Genomic DNA, 17,113 nt, shown 5'->3' with positions numbered 1-17,113 from the left:
AAAGATTTCTGAGATATTAAACATTTTTACGATCCCATTATAAATTTAACAGGCACAATAACTAATTGTGGGAAAATTATACAAATTAATAAAATTACCAGTTCCACTATTATAAACGGCAGTATTCCCTTAACTAATTTAGCAAAACTAATTTTAGCAACACTACATCCAACATATAAAACTGTTCCCACTGGCGGTGTCACCAGACCAATACAAAGATTTAAAATCATAACTAAAGCAAAGAAGTATGGGTCAATTCCGGCTTGTATAATAACAGGGAATAATACTGGAGCAAAAATCAAAATATTAGGGGTTAAATCCATTACCATCCCTATCAAGAAAAGAAAAACATTTATTACTAGCAGCAGTGCAACAGGTTTATCGATTAACCCCCCTAAAAGCGAAGCCACTTGATTGGGAATCTGAGCAATAGTAATAAACCAACCAACCGCTGAGGCAGAAGCTACAATAAACATAACTAATGAAGTGCTTTTTGCTGAATTAATACAGATATCAACTATTTTACTTAAATTAAGTTCCTTATACACTAATGTACAAACTATTAAAGCATATACTACTGCAAAAGCACCCGCTTCTGTAGGTGTGAATATGCCTAAACGGATACCACCAACAATTAATACAGGCATAAACAAAGCTGGTAAGGAATCTTTCACTATTTGTTTTGCTTCTTCTCGTGAAAACGTCACTACATCTGTATATCCATCTATTTTAACAATGAATTTCCATACTATCATTAATGCTATACCAAGCATAAGTCCTGGAACTATTCCAGCCATAAATAACCTAGTAATGGAAATACTTACAGTTGTACCTAACACAATCATGGGAATACTAGGGGGAATAATTGGAGCAATAATTGAACCCGCACAAATAAATCCAGCAGCACGTTCAACTTTATACCCGCTTGATTGCATAAGAGGTACTAAAATACTCCCTAATGCTGCTGCATCAGCAACAGCACTGCCTGATAGACCTGCAAAAAGGATACTGGCTAAAATAGCAGCATATCCAAGTCCTCCCTTTATTCTTCCTACTACTAAATTAGCTAATTTAACAATTCTTTCAGACAACCCTCCTTGAGCCATAATTTCGCCCGCCAACATAAAGAAGGGTATTGCCATTAATGGAAAATTATTAGTACCCATTACCATTGATTGACTAATTGTAAGAGGATCCCATTGTCCCATAAAAAGCATTAATATAATCGCACATAAAGCTAGCACGATCGCTATCGGAATACCAAAAGCCAATAAACAAAATAAACTTACTACAAATATAAGCAATTCCATAGATTAATATCCCCCTTCCCTTTTCTTTTGAAGCGATTTGTATATATTGCGAAAAATTATGCCAATTATAGCTATTGCCATAACTACAATAGAAATGGATATGAAAGCAAAATTAGTTCCCGTAGCTGCTGTTTTATACGTATAAGCAAGTTTGGTATAATTAATACCTCCTATAAGAATAACTCCCATTGTAAATAATACGGCTATATAAGAAATCACATTAAAAATCAATTTAGGTATGCCTTTTAATTTGTCAACAAGTAGTGTAACTGCTACATGTTCGTTATCTTTATATGCAACGATTATTCCCAGGAAGATTGTCCATATAAAGAAAAACCGTGACAACTCCTCTGCTTCTGGGATACTAGTATTAAATACATACCTCATTATAACATTAATGAATACCAACGTTACCATTATAGATAAAGATATAACTACAAATCCGTTAAATATCTTTTGCATTATTTTTAAGTACTGTTTTTCTTTCACGCTCACAACCTCCTTAAGTAACCACCTGTACTTAGATCTCAAAAATATTTTATAACTTTCCCACAAATTAATTTAGGTGTAAAAAATAGAATCTGTACCCGGTTTTTTTAGACTTACATCATGTTAAGATTTACTATAAAACTACTTGTAATATTACAAGCAGTTTTATAGTAATAAACCATTTCTTTTTCTTTATTGTACTTTTTCTATTTTTTCAGCAAGTTCTTTACTACCAGGATATTGTTTATAGAAAAACTCCCGAACATCTTTTTGGGACTCTTTTAATTTTTCTTTGAAAGTTTCATCAGGGAAGTGTATTTTTATACCTTTATCTTTCAAGAACTGAATTGCTTCTTCTTCTGCCTTTATTGAAATCTCATAACAATATTCGATAGCTTCCTTAGCAGAGTCTGCAACTATTTTTTGATATTTTTCTGGAAGACTTTGATAAAATTTTTCATTTATGTACCAGCCATGTACTGTAAATATATGCCTAGAATCAAGTATATAAGGCTGTACCTCATAAAATTTATTAGCTTTTATTGTCGCATATGGATTCTCCTGACCATCTACAACTTTTTGTTCCAATCCAGTAAACAATTCACTAAATGCCATAGCAATCGGATTAGCCCCAACTCCTTTGGCAAATTCTATATAGAAAGGAATATTGGGAACCCTTAAACGCATTCCTTTTAAATCCTCAAATTTTTTAATTTCAAAATTCGATGTAATAACCCTGAAACTTATTGGTGCAAATCCCAGATGTCTTACACCCAACTTTTCAACCATACCTTTAGTCATTTCTTCAGCTAAAGGACCTGTAAGAGTTTTTTTCACATGGTCCCAATCTCTAAAAAGTAAAGGCATTTCAGGAGTGGCTACAAGAGGCTGAAGTTGTGCCATTACTGTTCCAGGCGAAGTAATTTCTATAGCTCCTTGTCTCATACTATCAATATATGTTTCTGATGATCCCAATTGACAATTAGGATAAACTTCAACTTTTATTTTACCTTCGGACTTTGTCTCAACAAGTTCTTTGAATTTATTAAATGCAAGAGTTTCAGGATGATCAGCCGCTAATATGTTAGCAACTTTTATTTTATACGTTTTTGTTGTTTCTTGTTCTTTTCCAGTTGGTTTATCAGAAACTTGTTTGTTAGAAGTAGTACTTGCACCACAACCTGCTAAACTTAAACAAAGCATTGACAATACTAATAAAATGCCTACTATTTTTTTCATCAAAATGACCTCCTCATTATTTTTTAATCAATAGTTTTTTACACCTACATTCATTTTGTAATTCTTAATTAATCTCCTCCCCCTTCAGCCGCTATCTTTATTCAAGTTACCCCTTAAAATAAATATAAATTTAGCTACAATAAAATATACCTCCCTCCAAATATATATACACGCTCTAACATGTATATACAAGTATATCATGTTTTAATATTATCATATTTTTCTTCTCAAGTAAATATTTTTGTTAAAATAAAATATATATTTAATTAAAAAAAACTATAGCCCCATTTTGGGCTATAGCTTTATTGCTCTATTGTAGGCAAATTGCTTTTTATCCCTGTAGAAACATGCTCTAAAGAAGATTGTTGAATCTGGTCATTTCCCTTATCTTTTATATCATATAAATTTTTTCTCTTTTGTTTATCATTTAACGCCGTCTTAAGCACAGTATCCATATGCTCCGCTAATACAAATTTGACTTTCTTCCTAATATTTTCAGGGATTTCATCAAGGTCTTTCTTATTGTCCATTGGCACAATAATTGTATAAATACCAGCTCTATAGGCAGCTAATGCTTTTTCTTTTAATCCACCAATTGCAAGTACTCGCCCTCGCAAAGTAATTTCTCCGGTCATGGCTACATTCTTTCTAACAGGAACTTCCGATAATGCAGAAACCAATGCAGTCGCCATTGTAATACCAGCTGAAGGCCCATCTTTAGGTGTAGCCCCTTCAGGAACATGAATATGAATATCCAGCTTTTTATGAAAGTCTTTATCGATACCCAAATCTTCTGCTTTTGAGCGGATATAGCTTATGGCTGCCCTCGCAGATTCCTTCATTACATCTCCGAGATGGCCGGTAAGTTCAACTTTTCCACTGCCTTCCATTACATTAACTTCTATAAACAGCGTATCTCCTCCCACAGGAGTCCATGCCAAGCCTGTTGCAATACCTACCTCGTCTTTTTCATTGGCCATATCATATCTGTATTTTTTAATACCAAGATATTTTTCAAGATTCCTGCTATTTATAGTTACTGACTTTTGATTATTTGTAATGAGGATTCTTGCAGCCTTTCTACAAATATTCGCAATTTCCCTCTCAAGGTTTCTAACTCCTGCTTCCCTTGTATAGTAATTAATGATATCCCTGATCACTTTTTCATCTAGTTTTAGATTATTCTTGCTTAGTCCGTGTTTTTCCATCTGCTTAGGTAACAAATACTTTGTCGCAATATTAACTTTCTCTTCTTCCGTATATCCAGGAATATGCAAAACTTCCATTCGATCAAGAAGAGGCCTTGGAATTGTATCCAGATTATTTGCTGTTGTTAAAAACAGAATTTGCGACAAATCAAAGGGCACTTCCAGGTAATGGTCTCTAAATGCATAGTTTTGCTCTGCGTCTAATACTTCCAGCATCGCTGCAGCAGGGTCACCCCGAAAATCGCTGCTCATTTTATCTATTTCATCTAAAAGAATTAAAGCATTTTTAGAACCTGCCTGCTTTAAAGCATTTATGATTCTTCCCGGCATAGACCCTACATAAGTTCTCCTATGACCTCTGATTTCAGCTTCATCCCGGACTCCACCGAGCGACATTCTCACATAATTTCTATTTAATGCCTTGGCGATGGATTTTGCTATAGATGTCTTTCCTACCCCCGGAGGTCCAGCCAAGCACAAAATGGGACCTTTGATATCTTTTGCTAACTGTCTTATTGCAAGATATTCCAGTATCCTTTCTTTAACTTTTTCCAACCCGTAATGATCTGCATCCAGTATTTCCTCTGCCTGCTTTAGATCAAACCTTTCTTCTGTAGTCTTATCCCATGGGAGGTCCAAAATCCAATCTAAATAGTTTCTTACTACTGAACCCTCTGCTGAACCGGCCGGCATTTTTAAAAGCCTGTCTACTTCTTTTAATGCTTTTTTCTCAACTTCTTCCGGCAAAGCTGCTTTGGCAATTTTCTCCTTATATTCCTCTACTTCAGCAGTAATACCATCCTTATCACCCAGTTCACTTTGAATAGCTTTTAACTGTTCTCTTAAATAATATTCCCGTTGATTTTTGTCTATTTGCTTCTTTACTCTCGCACTAATACTTTTTTCAACTTCTAAAATTTCAATCTCTTTGCTAAGTATTACGATTAGTTGTTCTAAACGAGCCTTTGGATCAAATTCATTAAGTATTTCCTGCTTACTTTCCTGCTTTAATATAATATTTGCCGCAATAACATCAGCAAGCTGTCCAGGATCTTCTATTGCCATTAAGGAAACCATTGTATCCGGTGAAATTTTGTTGCTTAACTGGAAGTACTCTTCAAATACAGCATGGACCTTTCGAATGATAGCTTCCATTTCTACTTCGTCATAAACAGGCTCTAAACTAATCTTTTCCATAACTTCACTCATAATAAACGGTTCAGTTTGAGTGATTTCAGTAATTTCTGCCCTGCTCAAGCCCTCTACCAAAACCCTGATGGTATCACCCGGCAGCTTTAAAAGCTGCTTAACTCTGGAAATAGTTCCTACCCTATATACGTCTTCTTCTTGAGGGTCATCTATTTGTACATCTTTTTGAGAAACCAAAAAAATCAACTGGTTGTTAATCATTGCTTCTTCCAGAGCTTTAATAGATTTTGTCCTGCCCACATCAAAATGTAATATCATATATGGAAATACGGTTAAACCTCTTAGCGGGAGCAATGGCAATATTTGCTTTTTTATTACCTTTTTCCCTTCTGCCATTATATCAACTCCTTAATAATAAACCTATACAATACAATGCAATCAATAATTCAACTTTCATTAATTATAACGTTACATAAGATTTTTTTCAATATTCTTTATTTGGTATTATAGGGATAATAATGAATTTATATAAATTAGATTAAAGATTTTATACAACTGGTCAGTGTAATGTGACATAGACATAGATAAAGATACAGATAAGATAAAGATACAGATAAAGATATAGTGTAGATTTTTGTAATGAATTTATTATGCGTTTATCTTTATCTGTACCTACTTTATATTCTCTATTCTCAATTGTCAATTCTCAATTCAAAAAAACTCCCCACAATGCACCGATTACTGTGAACTGTGAACCGTGAACCGTGAACTGTGAACTATATACCTGATCAAAGGCTAGATGCAGTGAGTACACTAACAGTATCCGCCTGGTTAGATATAGCGACTCCTTCTTTTTCTTGTTTGATACCAAAAACAATATCCATTACCTGGTGTATATCCTCAACGGCAATTACTTCTATATCCATTGTTTCAAACAGTTCCTGCCAATTCTCTTTGGGTATTAATACCTTTTTCACACCTGCCTGCCGTGCTGCTTCCACTTTTGCTACTACCCCACCTACCGGCTTTACCTTTCCTCTTATAGAAATTTCACCTGTCATAGCTAAGGTTCCATCCAAAGGAATATTTTTAATCGCTGAATATACTGCAGTCATTATCGCTATTCCTGCAGAAGGTCCATCTATCGGAATCCCGCCGGGAAAATTCAAATGAATATTATAGTCAGCAGGATCCTCTCCAAGAAATTTTTTGATAACTGTTAACATATTCTGTACCGAAGCCCTTGCCGTACTATTGCGTTTTAATTTCTGCCCCCTGCCGTCCATTTCCTCTTCTTCTATAATACCTGTTACAGTAAACGTCCCTTTTCCTTTTTCACAAGGAACTGCAGTTGCCTCAATGTCCATTACCATCCCTTGACTTCTGCCGAAAACAGCCAGGCCATTAATACATCCTACCTGTTTGTCTGCAGCAACTTTTTTCTCAATTCTTGGACTGTATTGCCCAAACTCAATTACCCATTCTATATCTTTTTTCGTGATACTAGACCTGCCTTCTACCAACGCAACTCCGCCGGCAATCTGTACAATATTAACAGCATCCCGGCCATTGGTCGCATACTTGGCTACCAGGTACTCCACTCCCTCTTCCATTGAAAAATTTCCTTTTTTCGATGCGTTTCTAGCGATCCTGGCAATTTCTTCAACCGTTAGCGAACGAAAAAATATTTCTACACATCTTGATCTTAAGGCCGGGGGTATATCTTCCGGCGTGCGGGTGGTAGCTCCAACCAACCTAAAGTCAGCAGGCAAACCTTTTTGAAAAATTTCATGTATATGTGAAGGTATGTTGTTATCCTCTGAACTGTAGTAAGCACTTTCGAGAAATACCTTTCTATCCTCCAGGACTTTTAACAGTTTATTCATTTGAATAGGATGCAATTCTCCTATTTCATCTAAGAACAGTATTCCTCCGTGAGCCTTGGTAACAGCTCCCGGCTTAGGTTGAGGTATACCAGCCTGACCATAGGCACCCGCTCCCTGATATATTGGATCATGTACTGAGCCAATTAATGGATCTGCTATACCTCTTTCGTCAAATCTTAATGTTGTTGCATCCATCTCGATAAACTTTGCTTCTCTGCCAAATGGTGAAATTTCCATTTTTTTAGCTTCTTCCAGGACTACTCTGGCAGCAGCTGTTTTCCCTACCCCCGGTGGCCCATAGATAATTACATGCTGAGGATTTGGACCGCATAAAGCTGCTTTTAAAGCTTTCAATCCTTGTTCTTGTCCGATTATTTCACTAAAAGTGGAAGGCCTGGTCTTTTCTGACAAAGGTTCAGTCAGCTTAATTTCTCTGAGCTTTCTTAATTTTTCTAACTCTTTTCTTGACTCCTTTTCCACCGCACTTTTATTGCCTTGTTGAGATTTTAAGAGGTTAAGGAAGTATATACCAATAACTATGGAAAAGAAAAACTGTATTAATAAAATTGTGCTGTTAAACAAATTGACTCCTCCTTTTCATGCTGTACGCATAGGATGGCGTTTTATCTATCATTTTTTATTATTTGTTTCAGCACTTTTTTTATCCTGTAAACATAAACCAATTTTATAAAAAAACACATAAAAACCAGTGCGGTTAACACTGGTTTTTATGATACGGATTCCCTTTTAACTCTTGATTTTCTTGCTGTAGTCTTTTTTAACTGCTTTTTATTTTCATTTATTATTAATTCCGGCAGCTTACCCTCTGTAATGCAATCCAAATGAATAATACATTTTTCAACATTCTTTTCTGAAGGAATGTCAAACATCACTTCCAACATAACTTCTTCAAGAATAGCCCTTAAACCTCGTGCTCCTGTATTTCGTTTTATAGCTTTATCTGCAATTGCTTCTAAAGCCTCTTTATCGAACTCTAATATTACATCATCTATCTCAAATAATTTTTGATACTGTTTTACAAGTGCATTTTTAGGTTCGGTAAGTATTTGAATTAATGCATCCTTATCTAATGAGTTTAGAGTGACAATTACAGGAAGCCTACCTACGAATTCCGGAATTAACCCAAACTTTAACAAATCCTGAGGAAGAATATTCTGGAGAATTGCCCCAACATCCTGTTCCTTTTTACTTTCAATTTGGGCACCAAAGCCCATGGACTTCTTACCAATTCTATTTTGTATAATTTTTTCAATTCCATCAAAAGCTCCACCACAGATAAACAATATATTCGTAGTGTCAATCTGGATGAACTCCTGATGAGGATGTTTTCTGCCTCCTTGTGGAGGTACAGAAGCAACCGTGCCCTCCAGAATTTTTAATAATGCCTGTTGGACACCTTCACCGCTAACATCTCTTGTGATGGATGGATTTTCAGATTTTCTCGCAATCTTATCAATCTCATCAATGTATATAATACCCTTTTCTGCCTGTTCTATATCGTAATCAGCTGCTTGAATCAGCTTAAGGAGAATATTCTCAACATCTTCTCCCACATAGCCGGCTTCTGTTAATGATGTAGCATCTGCAATTGCAAAGGGTACATTTAATATTCTGGCTAAAGTCTGGGCAAGAAGGGTTTTACCAGAACCTGTAGGGCCTAACATAAGTATATTGCTTTTTTGTAACTCAACGTCTGTTGATTTTATATCAGTATTTATTCTTTTATAGTGGTTGTACACTGCAACAGCAAGGTTTTTCTTTGCCTGCTCCTGCCCGATTACATACTGGTCTAATATCTCCTTAATTTCCCTGGGCTTTGGAATATCACTTAATTCCACATCTACTTTAGCTTCCTCGAATTCTTCTTCAATAATTTCAGAACATAACTCTATACACTCATCACATATATATACACCGGGGCCCGCAACCAATCTTTTGACCTGGTCTTGAGTTTTTCCACAAAAGGAGCACTTTAACTGCTTCTTTTCGTCATATCTTGACATCTTTACACCTCTTCTACCTAGACATTACTGCCTACCTTTTTGATATTACCTGGTCAACTATTCCATAAGCTTTTGCTTCTTCTGCTGTCATGAAAAAGTCTCTATCAGTGTCTCGTTCTATTCTTTCTAAAGGTTGTCCTGTCCTCTCACTAAGAATTCTATTAAGTCTATCCTTAATCTTCAAAATCTGTTCTGCATGAATTTTAATGTCGGTAGCCTGACCTCTTGCACCGCCCAAAGGCTGATGTATCATGATTTCACTATTAGGTAATGCAAATCTTTTTCCTTTGGCGCCGGCTGCTAACAGGAAGGCGCCCATGCTGGCTGCCATTCCAATACAAATAGTAGATACATCAGCTCTTATATATTGCATAGTATCATAAATAGCAAGTCCTGCAGTTACAGAACCCCCCGGACTGTTAATATAAAGACTGATATCCTTATCCGGGTCTTCTGCTTCCAAAAATAATAATTGTGCAACTACAAGACTGGCTGTTACATCATTTACTTCTTCTCCCAGAAAGATTATTCTTTCTTTTAAAAGACGAGAATAAATATCATAAGATCTTTCGCCTCTATTTGTTTGTTCAACCACTATTGGAACTAAACTCATTTATGTCACTCCTTTTAAACATTGAGTATATCGATTATATTCTTATTAGCTTATGCTATTTTCGCATTTTGCACCAACATATCCACTGTTTTTCCTAAAATCAATTCATCTTTGATAGATTGAATGTCTTCAGGTCTTAACACATTTTTGAGTTTTTCAATTTCCATCTTATAGTTCTCTGCTAATCTTACTATCTCTTTGTCAACTTCTTCATCAGTTACATCAATCTCTTCTTCTTTTCCTATCTTTTCAAGGACAAGAGAAGTCTTTACCTGTTTGGTCGCCTGCTCTTTAAACTGTTCTCTAAATTTAGGTATATCAGAACCTATAAGCTCTAAATACTTATCAAGCGTTAAACCTTGAGCTCTAAGCCGCAGGTCAAAATCCCTTGTAATGTAGTCAATTTGATGCTCAATCATAACTTCAGGTATTTCTACTGTTACATTTTCAACTACTTTGTCAATAACAGCATTCTCCAGTTCATGCTTTGCTCTATGCTCTGCATCCTGTGTTAATTTCTTTCTTATATCTTCTTTGAGCTCCTCAAGAGTATCAAATTCACTTACATCCTTTGCAAACTCATCATCAATAACCGGAAGTTCTTTATACTTTATCTGGTTAATTTTTACTTTGAAAACTGCCGGCTTTCCAGCTAATGCTTCAACATGATACTCTTCAGGGAAAGTCACATTCACTTCAACTTCTTCTCCGGTATTCTTACCAATCAACTGTTCTTCAAAGCCAGGAATAAACTGTCCTGAACCTATCTCAAGATTATAATTTGTTCCTTTTCCGCCATCAAAAGCTTCTCCATCAACAAAACCCTCAAAATCAATTACAGCGATGTCTCCCATCTGAACTGGTCTATCTTCAACAGTAATTAATCTGGAGTTCTTTTCCTGCATCTTTTTTAACTCTTGAGCAACATCATCTTCTGTTACATTATACTCAATTTTATTTACTTCTATACCTTTATAGTCTCCCAGCACAATTTCCGGTTTTACGGTAACTTTAGCTGTAAAAATCAGGTTTTGACCATTTCCGATTTGTTTTATATCTATTTCAGGACGGTCTACCGGTTCTATTTTAGTTTGTTCTACTGCTTCATCATATGCTTCAGGGCACACAATGTTTATAGCATCTTCATAAAAAATTGCTTCGCCATAATATCTTTCAACGATTTTTCGAGGCGCTTTGCCTTTCCTGAATCCTGGAATATTGAATTTTTTTACATTTTTTATGTAAGCTTTTTGCATGCCTTCTTCAAATTTTGCTGCATCAACTTCTATCTCCAATTGTACAACATTTTTTTCTAATTGCTCTACCTTTACATTCATTTACTTTATAGGCCTCCTTGATATTTTTTCTTATGTATTTACTAGATCATCCTAAGAGGATGAATTTACTACAATTTTAACCATTATATTATAGCATAATAAATACTGGAATTCCAATATTTATTACGAAAATATTGAAATATTTTTTAGTTTCTTAGTTTTATGGGCTTAAAATCTATGTAATCGCAAGCAACAAGATAAAATTGTATTCCTTGATATTTGCCTACCAGCGCGTTTTTCTGGGAATCAGCATGTAAATGTCCATATATACAGGTTTTAATCTCATATTTCTTTAAAATATCGATAAAACCCGAATGCATATCCTTATATACGTTAACAGGCGGGTAATGCAATACAGCAATAATTTCCCTGGGCTTATACTTCAACCCTTGCTGTATGGATAGTTCTAATCTTTGCATTTCCCTTGCATATATTCTTTCATCATCCTCCGAAAAATCATTAGCGCCGGGACAATTCCATCCCCTTGTCCCGCATATGGCTATATCTTTGTATAAAAAGCTATTATTATGCAAAAAAAATATCTTATCAAACCGGTTTACACAAATATATTTATTTAATTTACTTACGGTTGTCCACCAATAATCATGATTACCCTTTGATATTACCTTTATACCCGGTAAACTATTTATATATTCAAAATCTTTATACACTTGCTCAAGATAAGTTGCCCATGATATATCGCCCGGTATAAGTATACAATCTTCATCCTGCACTTCCTGAACCCAATTTAGTCTAATTTTTTCCATGTAATTATCCCATTGATTCCCAAAAATCTCCATAGGCTTATCGATGCTTAAAGATAAATGTAAATCTGAAATTGCATATAACGCCATAGTCTCTTAACCCTCGTATTCGTATTTTTACAAGTTAATGTTCCTGAGCAAAATTCACAAAAACTGTCCGTAGTTCGTAGCGTTAATATTTACCACTAACTAAGGACTACGAAACACAAACTATTATACTCATAATAAATTCCACATAGATTATATATTATTAAATACGAAAAAGAAAGACTAAAGTCTAAACTTTAGTCTTTCTGGAGGTTTTCCCGTTGAATATTGCCCTCATCTCTTTACCGGTCATCTTCTTAATCTCTTTTTCTGATTTTTTTAAAATTTTTGAATATATGCTTTATTACCCGGTAAGTGTTCATCCCAAGGCTGTTTATCTTTAATATTATCTTTCATAAAATCACTCTTTTATATTATTTGAAAAATTGGAGATGGTTATTATATATTTACTGATAATGATTTTACATGGCAGATAAAGTCAATAAGTTTACAGTTCACGGTTCACAGTAAAAGCTATTAAATCGTTTACTACTGTGAACTGAGAACTGTTAACTGTAAACCATATAATAATATTTTAATAGATCTTTTTCTAGCAATGAATGGTTTGAATATTAAGTGGTTTTTTTGAGAAAATAATATTGAAAGGAGTGATTTGAATGCAACCTAGAGTTGAAAAAAGACACCAGCCCTTAAGCGGAGTTAAATGTGTAGTTAACACTTGTCACTTCTATGGAAGTGGCGATCATTGTATGGCCTCGGCTATAGAGGTACAGCCTCGTAATGCTCAAAGCAGCGAGCAAACCGATTGTGCAACTTTTATGCCTGAACGTTAATTAATATATTAACAGATAAAAAAAGCAGCATAGCTGCTTTTTTTATAATTTCTTATTCTAGTTGCAACATCCTATTTACTACTTTTTCCATTTCTTCTTTCTTACATTTAATATTATGAAGAATCGCTTTGTCTTTTAACTGTGATAAAGATTTTGGAATTCTTAATCCGCTTTTTTCCGCAAGTATTTCCAGCAGTTCAAATTCACTTTTACCCTGAATTTCTTCTTCTCCTGCCAATGCCATCAGTACACTTTGATTAAATTTAAAAGGGCTTGCGGTAGAAGCAATTACTGTTTTGGTATTATCTCCAGTTTCCCTTGCATACTGGTCATATACATTCTTTGCTACCGCAGTATGTGTATCTATGACATAACTATAATTCATTTCAGTTTCCTTTATTGTTTGTGAAGTTGCTTCATCATCGCAATATCCGGCCCAAAAGATTTCTTTTATTTTTTGTTTGGTGATATCGTGAACCTCGTATCTGCCTGTTTCTTTTAATTCCTGCATCCATTGTTTAACTCTTAAATCATCATGTCCTGTAACATCAAACAATAAACGTTCTAAATTACTGGATATAAGAATATCCATTGAAGGAGATAAAGTAGTCCTGAACTCCCTGTTTCTATCGTATACCCCTGTCCTGATAAATTCAGTAAGTACATTATTTTCATTCGAAGCACAAATCAGTTTATTAACTGGCAACCCCATCTCTTTAGCATAATAAGCTGCTAAAATATTACCAAAGTTACCTGTCGGAACAACAATATTTATCTTTTCTCCTTCTTTTATTTCTTCATTCTTAAGAAGATCAGCGTAAGCTGAAAAATAATATATAATCTGCGGCACCAGTCTTCCCCAATTAATAGAATTTGCTGATGACAGCCTGAAATTATATTTTTCCAGTAAATCGTTATATGCACTGTCAGTAAAAATGGCTTTTACTCCATTTTGTGCATCATCAAAATTCCCTTCAACAGCGCATACACCTACATTCTGACCTTCCTGTGTAATCATCTGGAGCTTTTGAATTTCACTAACCCCATTATCAGGATAAAAAACAATAATCCTTGTACCTTCTACGTCCTTAAACCCTTCTAAAGCAGCCTTACCAGTATCACCCGAAGTAGCAACCAGAATAACTACTTCCTTATCCTCTCCCGTTTTTAAAACTGCCTTTGTTAACAAATGCGGTAAAATTTGAAGTGCCATATCTTTGAAAGCACAGGTAGGTCCATGCCACAATTCAAGAAAATAAACACTGTCGTTTAGTTTATAAACCGGCGCTATATTTTCCGTTTCAAATTTATCTTTATTATAAGCCTTGTCTACACATTCCTTAATTTCATCCTGGGTAAAGTCAGTTAAAAACAGTTTTAATATTTCAACTGCCCTGGCATTATAATTCATTTCTGAAAAATTCATGATATGGGCTGGCGAAAGTTTCACTTTTTCCTGGGGGACAAACAAACCTCCATCAGGAGCAATGCCTAATTTTATAGCATCTGCGGACTTTACCAGCACATTCTTATTCCTGGTACTCTGATATAGCATAAACTAACCTCCAAAGAAAGATAAATTCACCTATAATAGTAATATAAATCATTTCACTTGTAAAGCAAAAAAATAAATCAGATAAGTTATGAATCTATCTGATTTATTCTACTCACCAGTTTCTACTATCTTAGAATATATTCTTTTAAAAATGCTGGAGCATTTTCAGGGTCTCCATTAAGTGTCATGGTAAAAGAAATACTAAATTTCTCTGAGATTTTCCTGATATTTTGTAAAAATATTTCTAGTAAATCAGAATTGTCTTTTACAATTTTATAAATATCATCTATGTAAATTTGGGAGATATCAAAATTTTCAGAAATGATTCCACAGATAAAGCCATAAAATACACGCAAATCATCAATATCGAACTCAGAAGTGTCTACAAACCTTATTTCATGGTTTAAATCATACATATGATGATTGTTATCATCAATATATATAATATTTCCAGAATCTTCGGTTGCCGAACGGTTAGCCATGTCAATTAATCGTTTGGTTTTCCCGGTACCTTCTTTGTCCATAATAATTTTTATCATGTTGCAATTCCTCCTTTTTAAAATTAGAGTGCTATACAATAAAGATACTACATTACAAAAATAAATTCAAGAAGATATGTTAATTTTGTAAAATATTCGTAAAAGAATATCGTCTTTGAAAAAGATTATAAGGTTGATTTTATTGATATATAGTCTAGCACAATGAGTTAACTTGAAAATTAGCTTACACAAAAAACTGCGGACAAAGGTGTACAATTGTTGAACCCGCATTGTGAAGAGGTATTAGAACTTCCCGGTTTAGTGTCAGAGAAGCAGGCACACTGTTTGAGCAAATCCAGTTTGCACCTGCCTGACACAAGCATTGGAAGTTCTTCGCCTCGAAACTCTTAGAGTGAGTACCATCATATATGGAATGTTGCAGCCGGAAAATCACCATGGAAGGTGATTTTAGGCTTATCCCGGCACGGATGCCGGTATAAGCCGACGGCAAGACATGGAATATATGATGGTACTCAGCCGGGTGAAACAATGCACCTTTGTCCGCAGTATATTTTCATCATTATTTGTGACGGTGCAGTCCGACGAGTTAATTTAATTTTGAACTTGAACCATTATGGATTCCTTTTACGTTATCGTGTTGTTTTTTAGCTATCCTCAGCATAAATAATGCAAAAACTGCCGCAGTTATAACAATACCAACCGGATATGCCAGTGTTGTTGACAGCTTGAATCCTTCTGGAGCTTGTAATATATAAGTTGCACTTACTGCTGTCATAAATACTGCAGGAATGGTTGTAACCCAGTGGGGTTTATTAAATTTCACCATGTAAGCTGAAGCAGCCCACAACATGATCATTGCCAGCGTTTGATTGGACCATGCAAAATATCTCCATACAATATTAAAATCTATTCTGCTCAGCCCTACACCAATTGCTAATAACGGAACTGCAATGTATAACCTTTTTACCAGACTTTTCTGCTCAATATTAAACGCGTCAGCGATTGTCAGCCTTGCACTTCTAAAAGCAGTATCTCCCGAGGTGATTGGACATGCAATAACACCTAAAACTGCCAGGACACCCCCTACAACACCCAACATTGATGTTGATACAGTATGAACTACCGCTCCTTGACCACCTTTTGCCATCGCTGCTGCTAAACCTTCACTGCCGTTAAAGAATGCGATTGCTGCAGCTGCCCATATTAAAGCTATAATCCCTTCGGCAATCATTGCACCGTAGAAAACTCTCCTGCCATACTTCTCATTTGTAATACATCTTGCCATCATTGGGGACTGGGTAGCATGAAAACCACTAATAGCACCACAGGCGATTGTAACAAACAATAGCGACCAGATAGGTAATCCTTTAGGATGTGCATTTACAAAAACGCTGCCTGGAATCGTATAACCTTTAATAATCAGTCCTCCGCCAATACCAACAGCCATGATCAATAAAACTGCACCAAATAAAGGATAAAGTCTTCCTATTAATTTATCAATTGGCAATATGGTTGCAAGGAAATAGTAAATAATGATAACAACCAGCCAAAAGTTAGTATCAAGGGTCTCGGGTGTTAAACTAGCCAGTAGCTTTGCTGGACCGGTCATGAATACTGTTCCTACCAGTATCAAAAGCACTACAGAAAATACCCGCATGAGCTGTCTTACTCCATCCCCTAGATAGATACCAACAATTTCAGACACACTCGCCCCGTTATGTCTCACAGAAAGCATTCCTGAGAAAAAGTCATGTACTGCTCCGGCAAAAATACATCCGAACACAATCCATAAGAAGGCTGCAGGTCCGAATAAAGCTCCTGATATTGCACCGAAAATCGGGCCTAATCCTGCAATATTTAAAAGCTGAATCAAAAATATTTTTTTCCATTCCATAGGTGCATAGTCCACACCGTCTTCTAAAGCAACAGCAGGGGTAGGCCTTTCAGTATCAATGCCAAAAATTTTTTCGACAAACTTTCCATAAACAAAGTAGCCCACTACAAGTAGTACAATGGACAACAAGAATAATGCCATAAAAGAATACCTCCTTAAAGTTATCGTTACTTTCATTATACTACTGCAGCCTTATATCTCATTTTAAATTGAACAAAATGCAGCAATCCGGGTATCAATTGCCCGGATTGCTGCACGAACAGC

General features: G+C 35.3%; 13 protein-coding genes. 1 reads left to right on the top strand and 12 read right to left on the bottom strand.

Annotated elements, in window-relative coordinates:
- Nucleotides 1-26 precede the first annotated feature (26 nt).
- The 9 genes from CIB29_RS01595 to CIB29_RS01555 form a co-directional block, all read right to left on the bottom strand.
- Nucleotides 27-1,310, bottom strand: a complete 1,284-nt coding sequence (locus CIB29_RS01595; protein ID WP_094546124.1) for a TRAP transporter large permease — start codon at nucleotides 1,308-1,310, stop codon at nucleotides 27-29.
- A gap of 3 nt (nucleotides 1,311-1,313) precedes the next feature.
- Complete coding sequence (locus tag CIB29_RS01590) at nucleotides 1,314-1,799, bottom strand: TRAP transporter small permease (RefSeq protein ID WP_094546122.1); 486 nt, start codon at nucleotides 1,797-1,799, stop codon at nucleotides 1,314-1,316.
- Between the two features lie 192 nt (nucleotides 1,800-1,991).
- Entirely contained in the window at nucleotides 1,992-3,038 is a 1,047-nt protein-coding gene (locus tag CIB29_RS01585; RefSeq protein WP_094546120.1) for a TRAP transporter substrate-binding protein, read from the bottom strand.
- Nucleotides 3,039-3,340: 302 nt separating this feature from the next.
- Nucleotides 3,341-5,791 carry an endopeptidase La gene (lon, locus tag CIB29_RS01580; protein ID WP_094546118.1) on the bottom strand — a complete coding sequence of 817 codons (2,451 nt, stop codon included), beginning with the start codon at nucleotides 5,789-5,791 and terminating at the stop codon, nucleotides 3,341-3,343.
- 392 nt (nucleotides 5,792-6,183) lie between these two features.
- Complete coding sequence (lonB, locus tag CIB29_RS01575; protein ID WP_094546116.1) at nucleotides 6,184-7,863, bottom strand: ATP-dependent protease LonB; 1,680 nt, start codon at nucleotides 7,861-7,863, stop codon at nucleotides 6,184-6,186.
- 146 nt (nucleotides 7,864-8,009) lie between these two features.
- Complete coding sequence (gene clpX / locus CIB29_RS01570; RefSeq protein WP_094546114.1) at nucleotides 8,010-9,305, bottom strand: ATP-dependent Clp protease ATP-binding subunit ClpX; 1,296 nt, start codon at nucleotides 9,303-9,305, stop codon at nucleotides 8,010-8,012.
- Between the two features lie 31 nt (nucleotides 9,306-9,336).
- A complete protein-coding gene (gene clpP / locus CIB29_RS01565; protein WP_094546112.1) occupies nucleotides 9,337-9,918 on the bottom strand; it encodes an ATP-dependent Clp endopeptidase proteolytic subunit ClpP in 582 nt (193 codons plus the stop codon).
- 50 nt (nucleotides 9,919-9,968) lie between these two features.
- Entirely contained in the window at nucleotides 9,969-11,255 is a 1,287-nt protein-coding gene (tig, locus tag CIB29_RS01560) for a trigger factor (RefSeq protein WP_094546110.1), read from the bottom strand.
- A gap of 146 nt (nucleotides 11,256-11,401) precedes the next feature.
- Nucleotides 11,402-12,109 carry a metallophosphoesterase gene (locus CIB29_RS01555; RefSeq protein ID WP_094546108.1) on the bottom strand — a complete coding sequence of 236 codons (708 nt, stop codon included), beginning with the start codon at nucleotides 12,107-12,109 and terminating at the stop codon, nucleotides 11,402-11,404.
- 614 nt (nucleotides 12,110-12,723) lie between these two features.
- Between CIB29_RS01555 and CIB29_RS01550 the strand changes: the two genes are divergently transcribed.
- Entirely contained in the window at nucleotides 12,724-12,900 is a 177-nt protein-coding gene (locus CIB29_RS01550) for a DUF1540 domain-containing protein (RefSeq protein WP_094546106.1), read from the top strand.
- Nucleotides 12,901-12,952: 52 nt separating this feature from the next.
- On the opposite strand, the gene thrC is transcribed toward CIB29_RS01550, so the two are convergent.
- From thrC to CIB29_RS01535, 3 genes are all read right to left on the bottom strand, one after another.
- On the bottom strand, nucleotides 12,953-14,455 hold the full coding sequence (thrC, locus tag CIB29_RS01545; protein WP_094546105.1) for a threonine synthase: 1,503 nt from the start codon (nucleotides 14,453-14,455) through the stop codon (nucleotides 12,953-12,955).
- A gap of 125 nt (nucleotides 14,456-14,580) precedes the next feature.
- On the bottom strand, nucleotides 14,581-14,994 hold the full coding sequence (locus CIB29_RS01540; protein ID WP_094546103.1) for a hypothetical protein: 414 nt from the start codon (nucleotides 14,992-14,994) through the stop codon (nucleotides 14,581-14,583).
- 547 nt (nucleotides 14,995-15,541) lie between these two features.
- Complete coding sequence (locus tag CIB29_RS01535) at nucleotides 15,542-16,990, bottom strand: carbon starvation CstA family protein (protein WP_094546101.1); 1,449 nt, start codon at nucleotides 16,988-16,990, stop codon at nucleotides 15,542-15,544.
- Nucleotides 16,991-17,113: the final 123 nt, after the last annotated feature.

This window comes from Petroclostridium xylanilyticum, from assembly GCF_002252565.1.
In the GTDB taxonomy this organism is placed as follows: domain Bacteria; phylum Bacillota; class Clostridia; order SK-Y3; family SK-Y3; genus Petroclostridium; species Petroclostridium xylanilyticum.
Note: the sequence above shows the minus strand (reverse complement) of the source record. Positions and strands in the feature narration are given on the sequence as shown.

Bases quoted from the DNA above. Each gene is read 5' to 3' on its own strand.
- CIB29_RS01595 (WP_094546124.1), bottom strand. From the start codon at position 1,310: ATGGAATTGCTTATATTTGTAGTAAGTTTATTTTGTTTATTGGCTTTT.
- CIB29_RS01585 (WP_094546120.1), bottom strand. From the start codon at position 3,038: ATGAAAAAAATAGTAGGCATTTTATTAGTATTGTCAATGCTTTGTTTA.
- lon (WP_094546118.1), bottom strand. From the start codon at position 5,791: ATGGCAGAAGGGAAAAAGGTAATAAAAAAGCAAATATTGCCATTGCTC.
- clpX (WP_094546114.1), bottom strand. From the start codon at position 9,305: ATGTCAAGATATGACGAAAAGAAGCAGTTAAAGTGCTCCTTTTGTGGA.
- clpP (WP_094546112.1), bottom strand. From the start codon at position 9,918: ATGAGTTTAGTTCCAATAGTGGTTGAACAAACAAATAGAGGCGAAAGA.
- tig (WP_094546110.1), bottom strand. From the start codon at position 11,255: ATGAATGTAAAGGTAGAGCAATTAGAAAAAAATGTTGTACAATTGGAG.
- CIB29_RS01555 (WP_094546108.1), bottom strand. From the start codon at position 12,109: ATGGCGTTATATGCAATTTCAGATTTACATTTATCTTTAAGCATCGAT.
- CIB29_RS01550 (WP_094546106.1), top strand. From the start codon at position 12,724: ATGCAACCTAGAGTTGAAAAAAGACACCAGCCCTTAAGCGGAGTTAAA.
- thrC (WP_094546105.1), bottom strand. From the start codon at position 14,455: ATGCTATATCAGAGTACCAGGAATAAGAATGTGCTGGTAAAGTCCGCA.
- CIB29_RS01540 (WP_094546103.1), bottom strand. From the start codon at position 14,994: ATGATAAAAATTATTATGGACAAAGAAGGTACCGGGAAAACCAAACGA.
- CIB29_RS01535 (WP_094546101.1), bottom strand. From the start codon at position 16,990: ATGGCATTATTCTTGTTGTCCATTGTACTACTTGTAGTGGGCTACTTT.